Raw genomic sequence first — 19081 nt, 5'->3', positions numbered from 1 at the left:
CGCACTACTGAGGTTCACGCGTTTTTTGCGTGGCAGGCAAGGTGAAGCCAGACACCGAACGCCGCAGCTGGCTGGCCATTTTGGCCAGGTTGCCAATGCTATCTGCGGTAGCCGTGGAGCCAGACGAGGTTTGGGTGGTGATTTGCTGAATGACGTTCATGGTCAGGGAAATCTGCGCCGCCGAACTCGTTTGCTGCTGCGCGGCATTGGAGATGCGCTGGATCAGGTCGGCCAGATTCTGCGACACCCCTTCGATCTCTTCCAGCGCCACCCCGGCGTCATGAGCCAGGCGGGCACCACGCACCACTTCGGTGGTGGTCTGTTCCATGGAGATCACCGCCTCGTTGGTATCAGCCTGGATCGCCCGCACCAGCGTTTCGATTTGCCGTGTGGCGGCTGACGAGCGCTCAGCCAAGCGCTGAACCTCGTCGGCCACCACCGCAAAACCGCGTCCGGCATCTCCCGCCATGGAGGCCTGGATCGCTGCGTTGAGGGCCAGAATATTGGTTTGATCAGCAATGTCGTCGATCAAACTGACTATGTCGCCGATCTCCTGCGAAGACTCGCCCAATCGCTTGATACGCTTGGCGGTGTCCTGAATCTGGTCTCGAATGTTATCCATGCCGTGAATGGTGTTGTGCACCACTTCGTTGCCTTTGTTGGCAATGGCCACGGAGCGCTCCGCCACCGCCGACGACTCGGAGGCGTTGGCCGATACCTGGTCGATGGAGTCAGCCATTTGCTGGACAGCGCCGGAGGCCTCGGCAATTTGCTGGGCCTGATGCTCTGAAGCTTCGGCCAATTGCATGGCGGTGGCTTGCGTCTCCTGCACCGCAGCGGCCACTTGTCCGGCCGTGAGGTTGATGGTCGCCACCAGCTCGCGCAGTTGGTCGATGGAATAGTTGATGGAGTCGGCAATGGTGCCCGTGAAGTCCTCGGTGACGGACGCCGTGACCGTCAGGTCGCCGTCCGCCAGGTCTTCGATTTCGTCCAGCAAGCGCATGATCGCGTTTTGATTGCGCTCGTTCTTTTCGGCGGTCTCACGCAACTGACGATTAGTTTCGCGAACCATTACCAGCCCGATAAGGATGATGGACGCCAGCGCCAGCAAACCCAGCACATAGCCACCGATGATTTCCAGCGAACGCCCGCTGGCAAGGTTTTCGAAACCGTTGGCCAGTGTCGAGGCTTCGTCGAGCAGCGTTTGCGACAGACTGAAAATGGTGTTGGCGGCTTCCCGTACCTGAAACAGTTGCGGCGAAGTTTCAAGGATCTCGTCCACCGACCCGGAGACAAACTGGAACAGCTCGGAGATCTCCAGCAACCGGGCCCGGGCATCCTGGTCTGCAACCCGGGGAATACGCAGTTCGGAATTGCCCTCCAGCATACCGTTGAGCACTTGCCCGAAGCGCAGGGCGTCGCGACCAAAAGTGCCAGCCGCTTGTGCCGCATTTTCATCGCCGGCCAGTACCGTATTGACCGCCCCCAGTATTCGTTCAGCCAACAGTGACTGACGCTGTGCCAGCGCCACCTGGTCGGCAGGGGCGCCACGCTGCAAGAGTATTTCGACGACCTTTTCGTACTCGATTTGCAGCTGAGGCACGGTTTCGGCCAGTGTCGCCGCCACCTGATGCAGCGACAGCACGGTTTGTTCGCTGGCCAGAATGGCATTGACGCTGTTCAGCAGCTGTTCCCAGTCACGCTGAACGGCCTTCATTTCCTGGTGGACTGCGGGTGGCGCCACGGGCAGTCCAGTGGCCGGGTCGCCTTTTTTCAAGTACCCCCAGCGCTGGCTGAAATCGTTACGCGCATCGCTGAGCAACTTGAAGGCAGCCGCTTTGCCGGCAGCAGCTTCAGTGGCGTTTTTGGCGATACGCTGGGACAGGACGCGCAACTCGCCCGCGTGGCTGATGTACTGCTTGTCGTAATTGGATTGGGTGTTGATATAAGCGAAGTTGGCGAACAACAGCATGATGAACACGATCAAGGCGATAAAAAGCACAATGATCTGCGAACGACTGCGCGACCCTTCCAATGGTTTAGCGGTATGTGCTGTGGTCATCAATCAGGTCCTGAGATCCCGGTTCAAGGTGCAAGGCAATAGAGTTGCCCTTCAAACGGCCACCGCCCAAAACTGCGGCGCGCGGGCCAAGGCAAACGGGCTGAACACCCACCAGGGATGCTCAGCGGCAAAATGCCCCTGCACATAGGGCGCAAACAACGGGTCGGGCAACGTCAGCAGGCGACTATCAAGATTGCCCTGGGCAAAGTGTTGCATGCCCAGCACTTCATCAACCTGCAAACCGACAAACACTTCTTTGTACTCCAGAACCAGCACCCGACGCTGCTTGCGCAAGGGGGTCAGTTCGACCCCGAAAAAACCGCAGAGGTCCATGATCGGCAGCAGTTGGCCACGCAGATTGGCCACCCCCTTGACCCAGGATTTCACCCCCGGCAACAAGGTAAAACGCGGTTCATGCAGGATTTCGGCAATTTCACCCATCGGCGCCACAAAACGATGCTCGCCAATCCGGAAACCGATGCCGCTCCAGGTATCGACTTGCGCCTGGGCAGGCACCAGGTCCGCCGCCAGCGCACGACAACGCTGGTCAATCTCGAGCAACAGTTCGAACGCGGTCAGAGAACCTGGCATGCGGCGACCGTCACTCGGCTGACGGGGCGGACAGTGCGTCGGTCACCGCTTTTATCAAGGCTGCTTCCTCGATCGGCTTGGTCAGGTAGCCCTTCGCACCCTGACGGGCGGCCCAGACCATATCGGTTTCCTGGTCCTTGGTGGTCACCACAACCACGGCAATGTGGCGGGTTTCCGGATCTTTGGTTAACTGGCGCGTGGCCTGAAAGCCGTTAAGGCCCGGCATCACGATGTCCATCAACACAACATCGGGTTTTTCCTGACGCGCAAGCGCGACGCCATCCGCGCCATTTTCAGCCTTGAGCACTTCATGACCGTGCTTTTCCAGCATGCCGGACAATTTGTACATTTCAGTCGGCGAATCATCGACGATCAGAATGCGAGCCATGGTGTTCCCCATTTATTTAGGTGATCGTCCGGCGGGCCGGGCGTCATTGAGCGTTCAGGACAATATTGAAACCGGGTACGTGGGCCTTGATTGCACTCAGTAGTTCTTCTTTGCTGAAAGGCTTGGTCAAAAATTGATCAGAACCCACAATTCGCCCCTTGGCCTTGTCGAACAGGCCGTCCTTCGACGACAGCATAATGACGGGCGTCGATTTGAACGACCGGTTATTTTTGATCAGCGCGCAGGTCTGATAGCCATCGAGCCGCGGCATCATGATGTCGACAAAGATAATGTTCGGGTGATGGTCGACAATCTTGGCCAGCGCATCAAAACCATCGATGGCCGTAATGACCTCGCACCCCACGTTTTTCAGTAACATTTCGGCAGTACGGCGAATGGTTTTCGAGTCGTCGATCACCATTACTTTCAAGGCGCTGGGATGCTTTTCCATATCTGCTCTACCATCGCCACGGCGACCCGTTTGGTTACAACTGTTCGGCCTTGGCCCTGAATCCTTGCGGATCAAGGGCTCCAAGCGTATGCGAGCCTTTTTAGCACAGTCTCTACATGCAATCTATCCGACGACCCCGAGCGACTTGGCGCTGGCGGTTTTTCCTTGACCGGGGCCACACTGAGCGCCACTCTGGCGCCACTTTTCAGTACCTTTTCACCCAGTTTTCTGTAGCAGCGAGCTTGCTCGCGATGGCATCGGCGCTCGTTGGGGCATTAACCGAACCCTGCGCATCGCGAGAAAACCCGCTGCTGCATGATGAAATCTTCGCCAACTTTATTTGAGGAATTCGCCATGAGCGTTCGAGTCGGGATTGTCATGGACCCCATTGCGGGCATCTCCTATAAAAAGGACAGCTCGCTGGCCATGCTGCTGGCCGCACAGGAGCGGGGCTGGACCCTGTTCTACATGGAGCAGCAGGATCTGTACCTGAATGAAGGCAAGGCGCGGGCCCGGATGAAGCCGCTCAAAGTGTTCGCCAACCCTGAAAAATGGTTTGAACTGGACGCAGAGACCGACACCGCCCTGAGCGATCTGGACGTGATCCTGATGCGCAAGGACCCGCCTTTCGATATGGAGTTCGTGTACTCCACCTACTTGCTGGAACAAGCCGAGCGCGACGGTGTGTTGATCGTCAACAAGCCGCAGAGCCTGCGTGACTGCAACGAAAAACTGTTTGCTACCCAGTTCACCCAGTGCACGCCACCGACCGTGGTCAGCCGCCGCTCCGACGTGCTGCGCGAGTTCGCCGCCTTGCACGGCGACGTGATCCTCAAGCCGCTGGACGGCATGGGCGGCACCTCGATTTTCCGCCACCGGGTCGGCGATCCGAACCTGTCCGTGATTCTCGAAACCCTGACGGCCAACGGCACTCAGCAAATCATGGCGCAAGCTTACTTGCCAGGAATCAAGGACGGCGACAAACGCATCCTGATGATCGACGGCGAGCCCGTGCCGTATTGCCTGGCCCGTATCCCGGCGCAAGGCGAGACCCGTGGCAACCTGGCTGCAGGCGGCCGTGGAGAAGCCCGCCCCTTGACCGATAAAGATCGCTGGATTGCTGCCCAAGTGGGCCCAACCCTGCGTGAAAAGGGCTTACTGTTCGTAGGTCTGGACGTCATCGGTGAACACCTGACCGAGATCAACGTCACCAGCCCGACCTGTATCCGCGAGATCGACAACGCCTATGGCACCCGGATCGGCGTCCTGCTGATGGACGCCATTGAGCGCAAGCTCGCGACTCGCTGATCCACAACCTCCAGAAAACGACCAACATTGCGCTATCATGCCCAGCCTGTGAAACCCGCGATGTTGGTCTTTTTGCCATGACACCTCCCAGCGACCTGCCCCCCGAAATGCGCCGTACAGGCGTACGAGCGGCTGATCGCCTGGGTTTTACCCTGTTTATCGCAGCACTGCTGCACATCGCGGTGATTCTGGGGGTGGGCTTCAGCATGAGTGAACCCAAGCAGCTCAGCAAAACGCTGGAGATCACGCTCTCCACCTTCAAAAGCGACAAAGCGCCGAAAAAAGCCGACTTTCTCGCCCAGGACAACCAGCAGGGCAGCGGTACGCTGGATAAAAAAGCCGTGCCAAAGACCACCCAGGTCGCACCGTTCCAGGCCAACACCGTAAAAAAGGTCACGCCTCCACCCGCCGCCAAACCCGAGCAGGTCGAAACCAAGCCCAAGGCAGCCGTGACCACGGTGGCACCCAAACCCAAAAAAGCCCCGGTGCAGCCGCAAAAGGTCAAGACCGAAGCGGCCCCCAAGGCCAATATCCCTACATTTGATAGCTCGCAGCTGTCCAGCGAGATCTCCAGCCTGGAAGCCGAACTGGCCAACGAGCAGCAACTGTATGCAAAGCGCCCAAAAATTTACCGCATGAGCGCGGCCTCGACCATGCGCGACAAAGGAGCCTGGTACAAGGAAGACTGGCGCAAAAAAATCGAACGCATCGGCAACCTGAATTACCCCGAACAGGCCCGTCGCGAAAAAATCTACGGCAAGCTGCGGCTACTGGTATCGATCAATCGTGACGGATCGCTGCACGAGGTCCTGGTGCTCGAGTCGTCCGGCCAACCGTTGCTGGATCAAGCCGCGCAACGGATCGTGCGCCTGGCTGCACCCTTCGCCCCGTTCAGTGGCGACCTGGCAGATATCGACCGTCTGGAAATCATCCGTACCTGGAAGTTCGCCCCGGGTGACCGGCTTTCGAGTAATTGAGTCTTACCCGTAGCCGCTGCCGCAGGCTGCGTCCGGCGGTGCAGCCATCGCCAATCCAGGCTGCCTGGTGTACCTGATGAAACGCGTATCTCGGATTTACGATCGCTTCGCAATCGGACGCAGCCTTCGACAGCTGCTACGAGTTCGAACCAATCTTCTTCCACCAACTTGTCAGTTCACGTTGCCAGCGCCACACTAAGACTCATGAAAAACCACGCACCGACTTACCTCAAGCATCAATTCCTGATCGCCATGCCACACATGGCCGACCCGAACTTTGCGCAAACCTTGACCTACATTGTCGAGCACACGGCCAATGGGGCCATGGGACTGGTGATCAACCGGCCGATGGAGTTGAGTCTGGCGGACATTCTTGAGCAATTGCGCCCTGAGGTGGTTTCTGCCGCCTTGTGTGCGCATGTTCCGGTTTATGGCGGCGGCCCGGTGATGACTGACCGCGGTTTCGTGCTGCACCCCAGTGGCATGAGCTTCGACGCCACGGCCCAGCTCGAAGACGGGCTGGCGCTAAGCACCTCGGCAGATGTTCTGTTCAGCATTGCCGATGGCCGGGGCCCGCAACGCAGCCTGATTTGCCTGGGCTATGCCGGATGGGAGCCCGGCCAGCTGGAGGCCGAACTGGCCGACAATGCCTGGCTGACGTGCCCTTATTCGGCCCATATCCTGTTTGAAACCTCAAGCGAGCTGCGCCTGGACGCCGCCGCCAAACACCTCGGAGTGAACCTCAATTTGCTAACCAGTCAAGCAGGCCATTCCTGATGGCAAGCCTTCGCTTACTGCTGGGTTTCGACTACGGCACCAAATCCATCGGCGTTGCCGTTGGCCAGATGATTACCGGCCAGGCCCGCGAGCTGTGCAACTTGAAAGCCGAGAACGGTATCCCGAAATGGGAGCAGATCGAGGCTCTGATCAAGGAATGGCAGCCCGACGCAATGGTCGTGGGCATGCCGCTGAACATGGACGGCACCCCGAGCGAGTTCTGCGCCCGGGCGCAAAAGTTTGCCAACCGTCTGAATGGCCGTTTCAATCTGCCCGTGTTTACCCACGATGAACGCCTGACCACCTTCGAGGCCAAGGGTGAGCGCCGCTCTCAGGGCGGCCAGCGAGGCAGTTACCGCGACAACCCCGTTGATGCCATCGCCGCCAAACTGGTGCTGCAGGGCTGGCTCGACGAGAACCCGGCTGAACCTCAAGCCTGACGCTGCGTTTAAAGACTGACGCGCCCACTGTTTGTGCCCGCCGTATATTGCTTCCTGCGCGGGCCTTTTAAGGAGCCACCATGATCCTGCCTGTTCCTGCTGAATTGATCTCTCAGATGGCCGTTGATCTTCAGGCCCATCTGGCCCGCCGCGGCATCACCGAGCCGCGCTTTATCGGTATTCGCTCCGGCGGCATCTGGGTTGCCCAGGCATTGCTGCGCGCCCTGGACAGCGACGCGCCGCTGGGCACGCTGGACGTGTCGTTCTATCGCGACGACTTCAGCCAGAACGGCCTGCACCCGCAGGTGCGCCCGTCTGACCTGCCCTTCGAGATTGAAGGCCAGCACCTGGTATTGATCGATGACGTGCTGATGAGCGGCCGCACCATTCGTGCCGCGCTCAACGAATTGTTCGACTATGGTCGCCCGGCCAGCGTGACCCTGGTCAGCATGCTGGATCTGGATGCTGCGGAGCTGCCGATCCGTCCAGACGTGGTAGGGGCGACCTTGTCACTGAAGCCCACCGAACGGGTAAAATTGTCCGGCCCCGCGCCACTGACCCTTGAACTTCAAGACCTTGCCACTGTTGCCAATTAAGAGACGAGACCATTGCGATGACGCCTATAGACGCCAAGCGCCCGCTTCAGCTCAATGATCAGGGCCAGCTGCGCCATTTCCTGTCACTCGACGGCCTGCGCCGCGAGTTGTTGACCGAAATTCTCGACACCGCCGACTCGTTCCTTGAAGTGGGCGCCCGTGCGGTGAAAAAAGTCCCGCTGCTGCGCGGCAAGACCGTGTGCAACGTGTTCTTCGAGAACTCCACCCGCACCCGTACCACGTTCGAAATGGCCGCCCAGCGCCTGTCTGCCGACGTCATCACGCTGAACGTGTCGACTTCGTCCGCGAGCAAGGGTGAAACCCTGCTCGACACGTTGCGCAACCTTGAGGCCATGGCTGCCGACATGTTTGTCGTGCGCCACGGTGATTCCGGTGCCGCCCACTTCATCGCCGAACACGTGTGCCCGCAAGTTGCGATCATCAACGGTGGGGACGGCCGCCACGCGCACCCGACCCAAGGCATGCTCGACATGCTGACAATCCGTCGGCACAAGGGCGGCTTTGAAAATCTTTCGGTGGCCATCGTCGGCGACATCCTGCACTCGCGGGTTGCGCGCTCCAACATGATTGCGCTCAAGACCCTGGGCTGCCAGGACATCCGCGTGATTGCCCCGAAAACCCTGTTGCCGATCGGTATCGAGCAATACGGTGTGAAGGTCTACACCAACATGACAGAAGGGTTGAAAGACGTCGACGTGGTGATCATGTTGCGCCTGCAACGTGAGCGCATGGCCGGTGGCCTGCTGCCAAGCGAGGGCGAGTTCTATCGCCTGTTCGGCCTGACCACTGCACGCCTGGCCGGCGCCAAGCCGGATGCCATTGTGATGCACCCGGGCCCGATCAACCGCGGCGTCGAGATCGAGTCGGCCGTAGCCGATGGCCCGCACTCGGTGATTCTCAACCAGGTGACCTATGGCATCGCCGTACGCATGGCGGTGCTGTCCATGACCATGAGCGGACAAACAGCCCAGCGCCAATTCGAACAGGAGAACGCCCAGTGAAGCTCAGCATTCTCGGCGCCCGCGTCATTGACCCCAGCAGCCAACTGGATCAAGTGACCGATCTGCATCTGGAAGCCGGCAAGATCATTGCCATCGGTTCGGCTCCCGCCGGTTTTACCCCGACTCAAACCCTCGATGCCACCGGCCTGGTCGCGGCACCGGGGCTGGTGGACCTGAACGTCGCGCTGCGCGAGCCGGGCTACAGCCGTAAAGGCACGATTGCCAGCGAGACCCGCGCCGCTGCTGCCGGCGGTGTGACCAGCCTGTGCTGCCCACCCCACACCAAACCGGTACTGGACACCTCGGCCGTTGCCGAACTGATCCTCGATCGCGCACGTGAAGCCGGAAACTGCAAAGTATTCCCGGTGGGTGCCCTGAGCAAAGGCCTGGACGGTGAACAGCTGGCCGAGCTGATTGCCCTGCGGGATGCCGGCTGTGTCGCCTTCGGCAACGGCCTCAACAGCTTTACCAACACCCGAACCTTGTGCCGGGCACTGGAATACGCTGCCACTTTCGACCTGACGGTGATTTTCCACTCCCAGGATCGTGATCTGGCTGAAGGCGGCATTGCCCACGACGGCCCGATGGCAGCATTCCGCGGCTTGCCGGGGATTCCGGAAACCGCCGAAACCGTGGCCCTGGCCCGCGACCTGCTGCTGGTTGAGCAAAGCGGCGTACGCGCGCACTTCAGCCAGCTGACCAGCGCTCGAGGTGTCGCCCTGATCGCCCAAGCCCAGGCACGCGGCCTGAAAGTTACCGCTGACGTGGCGCTGTACCAGCTGATTTTGACCGACGAAGCGTTGGTGGATTTCTCCAGCCTGTACCACGTGCAGCCGCCGTTGCGCACCCGCGCCGACCGCGATGGTCTACGTGAAGCCGTGAAGTCCGGTGTGGTGCAAGCCATCTCGAGCCATCACCAGCCCCACGAACGTGACGCCAAACTGGCGCCTTTCGGGGCAACCGAACCGGGCATCAGCAGCGTTGAAGTGCTGCTGCCGCTGGCCATGACGCTGGTAGACGACGGCTTGCTGGATCTGCCGACACTGCTGGCACGTCTCAGCGCCGGCCCGGCTGCCGCCTTGCGCTTGCCGGCCGGACACCTGAAGGTGGGTTCAGCGGCGGATCTGGTGCTGTTCGACCCGGCGGCCTCGACCGTGGTCGGTGAGAAGTGGCATTCCAAAGGCGATAACTGCCCGTTCCTCGGCCATTGCCTGCCGAGTGCCGTGCGTTACACGCTGGTAGATGGCCGAATCAGCTACGAAGGCTGATGAAGCTGTAGCCGCTGGCTGCGATGGGCTGCGAAGCAGCCCTCAGCTATTGAAAGGTCCCTGACCTGATCGCAGCCTGCGGCAACGGCTACACGCCGGTGACTTAACGACGCTCGGCGTTCTTGATCGAGATCTGGGTGTTGAGCGTCCAGAAGTCATACAGAATACCGATCAGGAACAAACCACCGGTAAACAGATAGATGATGCCGGTGATCCATTTCCCCATGTACATGCGATGTACGCCGAACAGCCCCAGAAACGTCAGCAGAATCCAGGCAACGCTGTAGTCGGTATCACCCGACGTAAAACGCAAGTCGGCTTCCCGGTCCATGCTCGGGATCAGGAACAAGTCGATCAGCCAGCCAATGCCCAACAGACCCAAGGTAAAAAACCAGATAGTCCCGGTTACCGGCTTGCCGTAGTAAAAGCGGTGCGCCCCCAGAAAACCGAAAATCCACAGCAAATAACCCAGCACTTTACTGTGCGTATCACGCTGTATGTCGTCTCGATAGCCACTCATAGATGTCCCCTTTGAAGCTGATAGAAAAAAATTGTTCATTTTTTTGTGACTTTTTTACTGCCACGCGACAGGTAAAAGTGTCTTACAAAATTTGGCGCAAACCCTTATAGAACCTGACTTGCGTCGCTGCGATGCGACAATTTGCCACCGGGATTACGCTTTTCCCCTCCTCAGCCCAATCGACAAACGGACTGAGAAAGGACAAAAAAGCTGTTATAAAGTTTCGCGCTTACCACCATAGAGCCCTGCCGAATGCGTCCTTTTTTCAAGACATGGCTAACCATTTGCCTGTTAATACCACTGGCTGCCCACGCCACCAATCGTGAGCAACATCTTCCTTCAGGCTTCACTGGCTACACCGCAAAATCATCTGCGGGTACTCGTGTGGTCGCCTCCAACAGCAAAACCATCGCTCGTTCTGCGTCCAGTAAAGTCCATCACAAGGTTCCGGGCAAAATTGCCTCGGCTGCCCTGATTGCCGCCAACGAGCAAAGCAGTACGGTATTGAGCCGTGCGGTCAACGTGCTGGGCACCCCTTATCGTTGGGGCGGCAGCAGCCCAAGTAAAGGGTTTGATTGCAGCGGGCTGGTCAAATACGCCTTTAACGACGTCGCGGCGGTTGATCTGCCACGCACCTCAAGTGCCATGGCCAGCGGTCATGGACAAAAAGTCGACCGCAAGGATTTGAAGCCCGGCGACTTGCTGTTCTTCAACATCAAGAGCCGCAGGGTCAACCATGTCGCCATTTACCTGGGCAACGACCGGTTTATCCATGCCCCGCGTCGCGGCAAGTCGGTCAGCATCGACACCCTGAAGAAGCCGTACTGGCAGAACCATTATGTGGTCGCCAAGCGCGTGTTGCCTAAACAGCAAACCAGCCTGCAGCTTGTTCAGCGCTAAAGCCCTGCCCCTGTAGGAACGGCTTGTTCGCGATGAAATTGCTACGGTGTTTCTAAAAAACCGTGTCGCGAGCAAGCCCGCTCCTACAGTTCGCCTTTATCCCTCAGCCGCTTCAGGCTCATCTCCAGCGTCTGCATGCCAAGCGCCCCGCCCGTCTGGATGGCCGTGACCATCTGCGACACCTTGTTCTCCCGGATCAGGTTGCGGATCGCTGGCGTGCCCAACATGATTTCGTGGGCCGCCACACGCCCAGCGCCCGGCTTCCTGACCAGCGTCTGAGATATCACCGCCTGCAATGACTCGGACAGCATGGCCCGTACCATCGCCTTTTCTTCACCCGCAAACACGTCTACCACCCGGTCGATTGTCTTGGCCGCCGAAGGCGTGTGCAGCGTGGCCAAGACCAGATGCCCGGTTTCCGCAGCTGTCAGCGCCAGGCGGATGGTATCGAGATCACGCATCTCACCCAGCATGATCACATCCGGGTCCTCGCGCAGAGCCGAACGCAGCGCTGCGGCAAAGCTGTGGGTGTCGCGGTGCACCTCGCGTTGATTGATCAGGCATTGGCGCGACGCGTGGATGAACTCGATAGGGTCCTCGATGGTAAGAATATGCTGCTGGCGAGTGCTATTAAGGTGGTCGATCATTGCCGCCAGGGTGGTGGTCTTCCCCGAGCCGGTGGCCCCCGTGATCAGGATCAGACCCTGCGGCGTATTGCAGAGCTGGCGGAAAACCTCGCCAAGACCTAGCGACTCCAGGCTCGGCACCGTCCCGGCAATGCTACGAAACACCGCACCATCACCGCGCTGCTGCTTGAACGCATTAACCCGAAAGCGGCCCAGCCCGGGCACTACGTATGAAAAGTCGGCTTCGTGGTGCGTCTCAAAAGCAATGCGTTGGGCATCCGTCATCACGCTGCGGATCAGGGCCTGCGTCTGCGCCGGCGCCAGCACGGGCAGCTCGCAGCGCATCATCTCGCCGTTCACCCTCAACATGGGCGCAACACCCGCAGACAAATGCAAGTCCGAAGCTTCATGCCTGACGCTAAACGCCAACAGGTCGGCGATATCCATCCCCCCTCCCAATTCCAGTAGAATGCCGCAGACTTTCACAACGGCGGGCTTAATCGATGTCCACGATAGCAGGCAATATTGCGCTGGTTGAGGCTCGCATCCGCGCTGCGGCCCTGGCTGTGCAACGTGATGTAACGAGCGTTCACCTGCTCGCTGTCAGCAAGACCAAACCCGCGACCGCACTGCGTGAAGCCTATGCCTCCGGGATTCGCGACTTTGGCGAAAACTACCTTCAGGAAGCACGTGCCAAACAGGTTGAATTAGCCGACCTGCCCTTGAGTTGGCACTTCATTGGCCCCATTCAATCGAACAAGACGCGTGATATCGCCGAGCACTTTGAGTGGGTGCATTCTGTAGACCGCCTGAAAATTGCTCAGCGCCTGTCTGAACAACGCCCGGCAGAGCTGGCGCCCCTGAATATCTGCATTCAGGTCAATGTCAGTGGCGAAGCCAGCAAATCGGGCTGTACTCCAGCAGACTTGCCTGCGCTGGCAGCAGCGATCAGTGCATTGCCACGCCTGAAATTGCGCGGCCTGATGGCCATTCCGGAGCCGACCGAAGACCGCGCCGAGCAAGACCGTGCGTTTGCCACGGTACGTCACCTGCAAGAAAGCCTGAATCTGGGGCTCGACACGCTTTCAATGGGCATGAGCCACGACCTGGAGTCGGCCATCGCCCAAGGTGCCACTTGGGTGCGCATTGGTACTGCACTCTTTGGCGCCCGTGATTATGGCCAGGCCTGAGAAAACCACTCTCATTTTTTAGAAGGATCGGTTATGAGCAAGATGCGTATTGCCTTTATCGGGGCAGGTAACATGGCGTCCAGCCTGATCGGTGGCCTGCGGGCCAAAGGTCTGGACGCCGCACAGATCCGCGCCAGCGATCCCGGTGCTGAAACTCGGGCCAAAGTAGCCGCCGAACACGGCATCGAGCTATTTGCCGACAACGCGCAGGCGATTCAGGACGCTGACGTGATTGTGATCGCAGTCAAGCCACAGGCCATGAAGGCGGTGTGCCAGGACCTGCGCCCCCACCTCAAGCCCCATCAGCTGCTGGTCTCGATTGCCGCCGGCATCACCTGCGCCAGCCTGCTGAACTGGTTGGGCAGCCAGCCCCTGGTGCGCTGCATGCCTAATACACCTGCGCTGCTGGGCAAAGGCGTCAGCGGCCTGTTCGCCACCCCGGACGTGACCACTGAGCAACGCCAGCAGGCCGATGAACTGCTCAGCGCCGTAGGCACCGTGGTGTGGGTTGACGCTGAAGCGCAGATCGACGCAGTAACCGCCGTATCCGGCAGCGGCCCGGCGTACTTCTTCCTGCTGATCGAAGCCATGACCGATGCAGGCGTCAAACTGGGTCTGTCGCGCGATGTGGCAGAACAGCTGGCCGAACAAACGGCGCTCGGCGCTGCGCACATGGCCGTGGGCAGCGATGTCGACGCCGCCGAATTGCGCCGCCGCGTGACCTCGCCTGCGGGCACCACTGAAGCTGCAATCAAATCATTCCAGGCCAGCGGCTTTGAAGCCATGGTCGAAACAGCATTGAGTGCCGCCGCGCACCGCTCGGCCGAAATGGCCGAACAACTGGGCCAATAAGGAGCACATGATGTCTGGACTTAATGGCGCTGCCATTTTCGTGATTCAAACCCTGGGTAGCCTCTACCTGCTGATCGTTCTGTTGCGCTTCATCCTGCAATTGGTACGGGCCAACTTCTATAACCCGCTGTGCCAGTTCACGGTCAAGGCAACGCAGCCCTTGCTCAAGCCTTTGCGTCGGGTTATTCCGAGCGTATTCGGCCTGGACATGTCCTCGCTGGTTCTGGCGATCATCGTGCAAATGGTGGTGTTTGCCGTCGTGCTGACCCTCAGCTATATCCCGTTCAACATTCTCGGCCTGCTGGCGTGGGCAATGATTGGTGTAACCGCGCTGTTCTTGAAGGTGTTCTTCTTCGCCCTGATCATCAGCGTGATCCTGTCGTGGGTCGCACCGGGCAGCACCAGCCCTGGCGCTGAGCTGGTCAACCAGATCACCGAGCCGGCCCTGGCGCCGTTTCGCCGTATGCTGCCAAGCATGGGTGGCCTGGATATCTCGCCGATCCTCGCCTTCATGGTGATTCAGCTGATCCAGAGCTATGCGATCCCACCTCTGGCCATGTATGTCGGCATGCCTGTCGTGTTGTTCGGCCTGATCTGATGAGCTACTTCCGTTGGGACGGTGAGGACCTGATTCTCGACTGTCACCTGCAACCCAAGGCCAGCAGCGATGAATTCGCAGGCCTGCACGGTGACCGCCTGAAAATCCGCCTCACCGCCCCTCCGGTTGAAGGCAAAGCCAATGCCCACCTGATGGCCTTTCTGGCCAAGGCGTTCGGTATCGCCAAAAGTCAGGTCAGCCTGGTCAGTGGCGAACTCAACCGGCAGAAACGCGTGCGCTTGCACGCCCCGAAAAAGCTGCCGGATTTGCCCGGGCTGGCTGACTCAAAACCCTGACGCTGTAGCCGCGGCCGAAGGCTGCGATGAGTTGCGAAGCGACCCCGTTGTTATCAAGCATGACAAAGGTCCTGCGGACCTTATCGCAGCCTTCGGCAGCGGCTACAGGGTTTTGCACCATTGCTTGCTGCTGCGTCCCCCGCTCATTAGACTTACGCCTCATTTAAATGAGAGCAGGGTCAATGCCAGCTGCCTTTCCCCCCGATTCCGTTGGTCTGGTCGTGCCGCAAATTGCGCACTTCAGCGAACCGCTGGCCCTCGCCTGCGGCCGCTCACTGCCTGCCTATGATTTGATTTACGAAACCTATGGCCAGCTCAATGCCTCAGCCAGCAATGCTGTGCTGATCTGCCATGCACTGTCCGGTCACCATCATGCCGCGGGCTACCACAGTGCCGATGAGCGCAAGCCCGGCTGGTGGGACAGTTGCATTGGCCCAGGCAAACCGATCGACACCAACAAGTTCTTTGTGGTCAGCCTGAACAACCTGGGTGGCTGCAATGGCTCTACCGGGCCGAGCAGCCTCAACCCGGAAACCGGCCGCCCGTTCGGTGCCGACTTCCCGGTATTGACCGTTGAAGACTGGGTCCACAGCCAGGCGCGCCTGGCCGACCGGATCGGCATCAACCAGTGGGCTGCGGTGATCGGCGGCAGCCTGGGCGGCATGCAGGCGTTGCAGTGGAGCATCAGCTACCCGGATCGCTTGCGTCATTGCCTGGCAATTGCATCCGCACCAAAGTTGTCCGCGCAGAATATCGCGTTCAACGAGGTCGCCCGTCAGGCCATTCTTACCGACCCGGAATTCCATGGCGGCTCGTTCCAGGAAAAAGGCGTCATCCCCAAGCGCGGCCTGATGCTGGCGCGCATGGTCGGGCACATTACGTACCTGTCCGATGACTCGATGGGCGAGAAGTTCGGCCGCGGCCTGAAGAACGAAAACCTCAACTACGACTTCCACAGTGTCGAGTTCCAGGTCGAGAGCTACCTGCGTTACCAGGGCGAAGAGTTCTCCGGACGTTTCGATGCCAATACCTACTTGCTGATGACCAAGGCACTGGACTACTTCGACCCGGCCGCCAACTTCGACAATGACCTGGCCAAAACCTTTGCCGGCGTCAAAGCCCGGTTTTGCGTGATGTCGTTCACCACCGACTGGCGCTTCTCCCCGGCCCGCTCGCGGGAGCTGGTAGATGCGTTGATGGCTGCCAAAAAAGACGTGTGCTATCTGGAAATCGATGCGCCGCAAGGCCATGACGCCTTCCTGATCCCGATTCCGCGTTACCTGCAAGCCTTCAGCAATTACATGAACCGAATTGAACTGTGAGAACGCCATGAGAGCCGACCTGGAAATCATCCAAGACTGGATCCCCGCCGGCAGCCGCGTGCTCGACCTGGGTTGTGGTGACGGCGAACTGCTCAGCTGGCTGCGCGACAATAAGCAAGTCACCGGCTACGGCCTGGAAAACGACCCGGACAACATTGCCCAGTGCGTAGCCAAGGGCATAAACGTCATCGAGCAAGATCTCGATAAAGGCCTGGGCAACTTCGCCAGCAACAGCTTCGATATCGTGGTCATGACTCAGGCATTGCAAGCCGTGCACTATCCCGACCGGATTCTCGACGAAATGCTGCGGGTCGGTCGTCAGTGCATCATCACCTTCCCCAACTTCGGTCACTGGCGCTGCCGCTGGTACCTGGCCAGCAAGGGCCGGATGCCTGTGTCCGAGTTTTTGCCTTATACCTGGTACAACACGCCGAACATTCACTTCTGCACCTTTGAAGACTTTGAGGCCCTGTGCCGCGAGCGCGAAGCCCGAGTCCTCGACCGCCTTGCCGTAGATCAACAACACAGGCACGGGTGGGCGAGCAAGATATGGCCTAACCTGTTGGGCGAGATCGGCATTTATCGTGTCAGCAGTCCTGGTCTGCAGGATCATAAAGTCGCGGTGTAACTCAGCGCGTTCAAGGAGAAAGACAATGGGTCGTATTGGATTACTGCTGTTATCAATGTGCTTCGGTGCGCACGCTATCGCTTCCGACGCCAGCGCTGTACAGCGTCAGCAGACGTTTGGCGATACAACGGTGTACTACAACGCGTTCCCGTCAACGTTCCTGACGCCCGAGATCGCCAACCAGTTTGAAATCTCCCGCAGCAAAACCAATGGCGTGTTGAATATCACCCTCAACAAAAATGCCAAAAACATCCCGGCCAATGTTCAGGGCACGGTACAGAGTGGCGATGCCAAGCCGGCACCGCTGACCTTCCGTCAGGTCGGTACCGGCGGCGAGATCAACTATCTGGCCCAATTCCCGCTGGCAGGGCCGCAAACCTTCACATTCAAGATTCATGTGAAGGCGGGCGGTGCAACATCTGAAACCATCCAATTTTCTCAAATGGTCGCTCCCATCGAATGATGAACCTTACGCAACTGGTACTGGCTAGCCATAACGCCGGCAAACTCAAAGAACTTCAGGCCATGCTCGGCGAGTCGGTGCAGTTACGCTCGATTGGTGAGTTCAGCAACGTCGAACCGGATGAAACCGGTTTGTCGTTCGTTGAAAACGCGATTCTAAAGGCCCGCAATGCGGCACGCCTTTCCGGGCTGCCGGCACTGGCCGATGACTCGGGGCTGGCGGTGGACTTCCTGGGCGGCGCGCCTGGCATTTACTCGGCACGCTACGCCGACGGCAAGGGCGATGCAGCGAACAACGCCAAACTGCTCGATGCCTTGAAAGACGTGCCTCAAACCGAGCGCGGCGCGCAGTTTGTGTGCGTTCTGGCACTGGTTCGCCATGCGGATGATCCGCTGCCGATCATCTGTGAAGGCCTGTGGCACGGCCGCATCCTGACAGCAGCCAGCGGCGAGCACGGTTTTGGTTACGACCCTCTGTTCTGGGTTCCCGAGCGCAACTGCTCCAGCGCCGAGCTGAGTCCCAGCGAAAAAAACCAGCTAAGCCACCGCGCCCGCGCCATGGTCTTGCTGCGCCAGCGCCTGGGCCTGAAATGACCCACGACACACCGCCCCAACCGCTCTACCTCGGCGCGGCCGGTTTTACTCAGCAGGCGCCCCGGGAACCGCTGACGCAACTACCGCCGCTGTCGCTGTATATCCATATCCCGTGGTGCGTGCGCAAATGTCCGTATTGCGACTTCAACTCCCACACTGCCAGCCCGGTGCTGCCTGAAGACGAGTACGTCGACGCGCTGCTGGCCGACCTCGACCAGGACCTGCACGCGGTCTATGGCCGCGAACTGAGCTCGATATTCTTCGGGGGGGGAACGCCCAGCCTGTTCAGCGCCGAATCCCTTGGGCGCCTGCTAAAGGGTGTCGAAGCACGCATCCCGTTTGCCAGCGATATCGAAATCACGCTGGAGGCCAACCCTGGGACGTTCGAACAGGAAAAGTTTGTGGCTTACCGCGCACTGGGGATCAATCGACTGTCGATTGGCATCCAGAGCTTTCAGCAAGCCAAGCTCGAAGCACTGGGTCGCATCCACAACGGGGACGAAGCCATACGTGCAGCCGACATGGCACGCCAGGCGGGCTTTGATAATTTCAACCTGGACTTGATGCACGGCTTGCCCGATCAGTCGCTGGACGACGCCCTGAGCGACCTGCGCCAGGCCATCGCTCTGAAGCCGACGCACCTGTCGTGGTACCAGTTGACGCTGGAACCCAACACCGTGTTCTGGAACCAGCCTCCGGTCCTCCCCGAAGATGACACCCTGTGGGACATTCAGGAGGCCGGTCAGGCGCTGCTCGCCGAACATGGCTACGCCCAGTACGAAGTATCGGCTTATGCCCAACCGGGACGCCCTGCACGGCATAACCTCAACTACTGGAGTTTTGGCGACTTTATCGGCATCGGTGCTGGCGCTCACGGTAAATTAAGCCACCCTGATGGTCGCATCGTGCGCACCTGGAAAACCCGTCTGCCGAAGGACTACTTGAATCCAGCTAAAAACTTTCAAGCTGGCGAGAAAACACTGACAGCAGAAGAGCTACCTTTTGAGTTTCTAATGAACGCCTTGCGCCTGACTGAGGGCGTCGATGCGGCACTCTACCCACAGCGCACCGGGCTGCCCCTCGACAGCCTGAGCATTGGCCGCAGGGCCGCCGAACAAAGTGGCTTATTGCAGGTCGAACCGTCACGTCTGGTGGCGACTGCCAGAGGCCAGCTGTTTCTCAACGACTTGCTGCAGCACTTTTTGACCTAAGG

General features: G+C 59.3%; 23 protein-coding genes. 17 read left to right on the top strand and 6 right to left on the bottom strand.

Translation table 11 applies throughout. The features are described from left to right. Positions 1–4 precede the first annotated feature (4 nt). From DQN55_RS01530 to pilG, 4 genes are read right to left on the bottom strand one after another with little or no spacing between them, the layout of a single operon-like run. Positions 5–2062, bottom strand: coding sequence for a methyl-accepting chemotaxis protein (locus tag DQN55_RS01530; protein WP_048380988.1), 2058 nt, complete (start codon positions 2060–2062; stop codon positions 5–7). 51 nt (positions 2063–2113) lie between these two features. Beyond that, complete coding sequence (locus tag DQN55_RS01525) at positions 2114–2653, bottom strand: chemotaxis protein CheW (RefSeq protein WP_048380990.1); 540 nt, start codon at positions 2651–2653, stop codon at positions 2114–2116. 10 nt (positions 2654–2663) lie between these two features. Next, positions 2664–3041, bottom strand: coding sequence for a twitching motility response regulator PilH (pilH, locus tag DQN55_RS01520; protein ID WP_048381697.1), 378 nt, complete (start codon positions 3039–3041; stop codon positions 2664–2666). A 43-nt stretch (positions 3042–3084) separates the two neighbouring features. Next, the gene (gene pilG, locus DQN55_RS01515) at positions 3085–3492 is read right to left on the bottom strand and encodes a twitching motility response regulator PilG (RefSeq protein ID WP_048380992.1); all 408 of its coding nucleotides are present in this window, start codon (positions 3490–3492) and stop codon (positions 3085–3087) included. Positions 3493–3846: 354 nt separating this feature from the next. Here pilG and gshB point away from each other — a divergent pair, with 354 nt between their 5' ends. The 7 genes from gshB to DQN55_RS01480 all read left to right on the top strand — a co-directional run bounded on the left by gshB (position 3847) and on the right by DQN55_RS01480 (position 9880). Further along, positions 3847–4800, top strand: a complete 954-nt coding sequence (gene gshB / locus DQN55_RS01510; RefSeq protein WP_048380995.1) for a glutathione synthase — start codon at positions 3847–3849, stop codon at positions 4798–4800. A gap of 77 nt (positions 4801–4877) precedes the next feature. Beyond that, complete coding sequence (locus DQN55_RS01505; protein WP_048380996.1) at positions 4878–5777, top strand: energy transducer TonB; 900 nt, start codon at positions 4878–4880, stop codon at positions 5775–5777. A gap of 204 nt (positions 5778–5981) precedes the next feature. Continuing rightward, positions 5982–6554: a YqgE/AlgH family protein gene (locus tag DQN55_RS01500; RefSeq protein WP_048380998.1), complete on the top strand. Its 573-nt coding sequence runs from the start codon at positions 5982–5984 to the stop codon at positions 6552–6554. Further along, entirely contained in the window at positions 6554–6994 is a 441-nt protein-coding gene (gene ruvX, locus DQN55_RS01495; RefSeq protein WP_048381000.1) for a Holliday junction resolvase RuvX, read from the top strand. Before DQN55_RS01500 ends, ruvX begins: the two co-directional genes overlap by 1 nt. Before the next feature lie 80 nt (positions 6995–7074). Then, the gene (gene pyrR / locus DQN55_RS01490; RefSeq protein WP_048381001.1) at positions 7075–7590 is read left to right on the top strand and encodes a bifunctional pyr operon transcriptional regulator/uracil phosphoribosyltransferase PyrR; all 516 of its coding nucleotides are present in this window, start codon (positions 7075–7077) and stop codon (positions 7588–7590) included. Positions 7591–7607: 17 nt separating this feature from the next. Then, the gene (locus tag DQN55_RS01485) at positions 7608–8612 is read left to right on the top strand and encodes an aspartate carbamoyltransferase catalytic subunit (protein ID WP_048381003.1); all 1005 of its coding nucleotides are present in this window, start codon (positions 7608–7610) and stop codon (positions 8610–8612) included. Next, positions 8609–9880: a dihydroorotase gene (locus DQN55_RS01480; RefSeq protein WP_048381005.1), complete on the top strand. Its 1272-nt coding sequence runs from the start codon at positions 8609–8611 to the stop codon at positions 9878–9880. The genes DQN55_RS01485 and DQN55_RS01480 overlap by 4 nt, the downstream gene beginning before the upstream one ends. Positions 9881–9983: 103 nt before the next feature. On the opposite strand, the gene DQN55_RS01475 is transcribed toward DQN55_RS01480, so the two are convergent. After that, entirely contained in the window at positions 9984–10400 is a 417-nt protein-coding gene (locus tag DQN55_RS01475) for an NINE protein (protein ID WP_019828036.1), read from the bottom strand. Positions 10401–10652: 252 nt separating this feature from the next. Here DQN55_RS01475 and DQN55_RS01465 point away from each other — a divergent pair, with 252 nt between their 5' ends. Continuing rightward, entirely contained in the window at positions 10653–11300 is a 648-nt protein-coding gene (locus DQN55_RS01465; RefSeq protein ID WP_048381006.1) for a C40 family peptidase, read from the top strand. 83 nt (positions 11301–11383) lie between these two features. Here the strand turns inward: DQN55_RS01465 and DQN55_RS01460 are convergent, their stop codons facing one another. Then, positions 11384–12373 carry a type IV pilus twitching motility protein PilT gene (locus DQN55_RS01460; protein WP_048381008.1) on the bottom strand — a complete coding sequence of 330 codons (990 nt, stop codon included), beginning with the start codon at positions 12371–12373 and terminating at the stop codon, positions 11384–11386. Positions 12374–12429: 56 nt separating this feature from the next. Between DQN55_RS01460 and DQN55_RS01455 the strand changes: the two genes are divergently transcribed. The 9 genes from DQN55_RS01455 (at position 12430) to hemW (ending at position 19079) form a co-directional block, all read left to right on the top strand. Next, positions 12430–13116 (top strand): YggS family pyridoxal phosphate-dependent enzyme, encoded by a 687-nt coding sequence (locus tag DQN55_RS01455; protein WP_048381009.1) that lies wholly within the window; start codon positions 12430–12432, stop codon positions 13114–13116. A 33-nt stretch (positions 13117–13149) separates the two neighbouring features. After that, entirely contained in the window at positions 13150–13968 is an 819-nt protein-coding gene (proC, locus tag DQN55_RS01450; RefSeq protein WP_048381011.1) for a pyrroline-5-carboxylate reductase, read from the top strand. 10 nt (positions 13969–13978) lie between these two features. Then, positions 13979–14566, top strand: a complete 588-nt coding sequence (locus tag DQN55_RS01445) for a YggT family protein (protein WP_048381013.1) — start codon at positions 13979–13981, stop codon at positions 14564–14566. Further along, positions 14566–14862 carry a DUF167 domain-containing protein gene (locus tag DQN55_RS01440; protein ID WP_048381015.1) on the top strand — a complete coding sequence of 99 codons (297 nt, stop codon included), beginning with the start codon at positions 14566–14568 and terminating at the stop codon, positions 14860–14862. Before DQN55_RS01445 ends, DQN55_RS01440 begins: the two co-directional genes overlap by 1 nt. Positions 14863–15044: 182 nt before the next feature. Next, positions 15045–16184, top strand: a complete 1140-nt coding sequence (gene metX / locus DQN55_RS01435; protein WP_048381017.1) for a homoserine O-succinyltransferase MetX — start codon at positions 15045–15047, stop codon at positions 16182–16184. A 7-nt stretch (positions 16185–16191) separates the two neighbouring features. Beyond that, complete coding sequence (gene metW / locus DQN55_RS01430) at positions 16192–16812, top strand: methionine biosynthesis protein MetW (RefSeq protein ID WP_048381019.1); 621 nt, start codon at positions 16192–16194, stop codon at positions 16810–16812. A gap of 25 nt (positions 16813–16837) precedes the next feature. Beyond that, a complete protein-coding gene (locus DQN55_RS01425) occupies positions 16838–17275 on the top strand; it encodes a DUF4426 domain-containing protein (RefSeq protein ID WP_048381022.1) in 438 nt (145 codons plus the stop codon). Then, positions 17272–17868: an RdgB/HAM1 family non-canonical purine NTP pyrophosphatase gene (rdgB, locus tag DQN55_RS01420; protein WP_048381023.1), complete on the top strand. Its 597-nt coding sequence runs from the start codon at positions 17272–17274 to the stop codon at positions 17866–17868. Before DQN55_RS01425 ends, rdgB begins: the two co-directional genes overlap by 4 nt. Continuing rightward, positions 17865–19079 carry a radical SAM family heme chaperone HemW gene (gene hemW / locus DQN55_RS01415; RefSeq protein ID WP_048381025.1) on the top strand — a complete coding sequence of 405 codons (1215 nt, stop codon included), beginning with the start codon at positions 17865–17867 and terminating at the stop codon, positions 19077–19079. The genes rdgB and hemW overlap by 4 nt, the downstream gene beginning before the upstream one ends. Positions 19080–19081: the final 2 nt, after the last annotated feature.

Source organism: Pseudomonas taetrolens, from assembly GCF_900475285.1.
GTDB classification, from domain to species: Bacteria; Pseudomonadota; Gammaproteobacteria; order Pseudomonadales; family Pseudomonadaceae; genus Aquipseudomonas; species Aquipseudomonas taetrolens.
The sequence above is the reverse complement of the archived record's forward strand: the minus strand, read 5'-3'. Positions and strand labels throughout refer to the sequence as shown.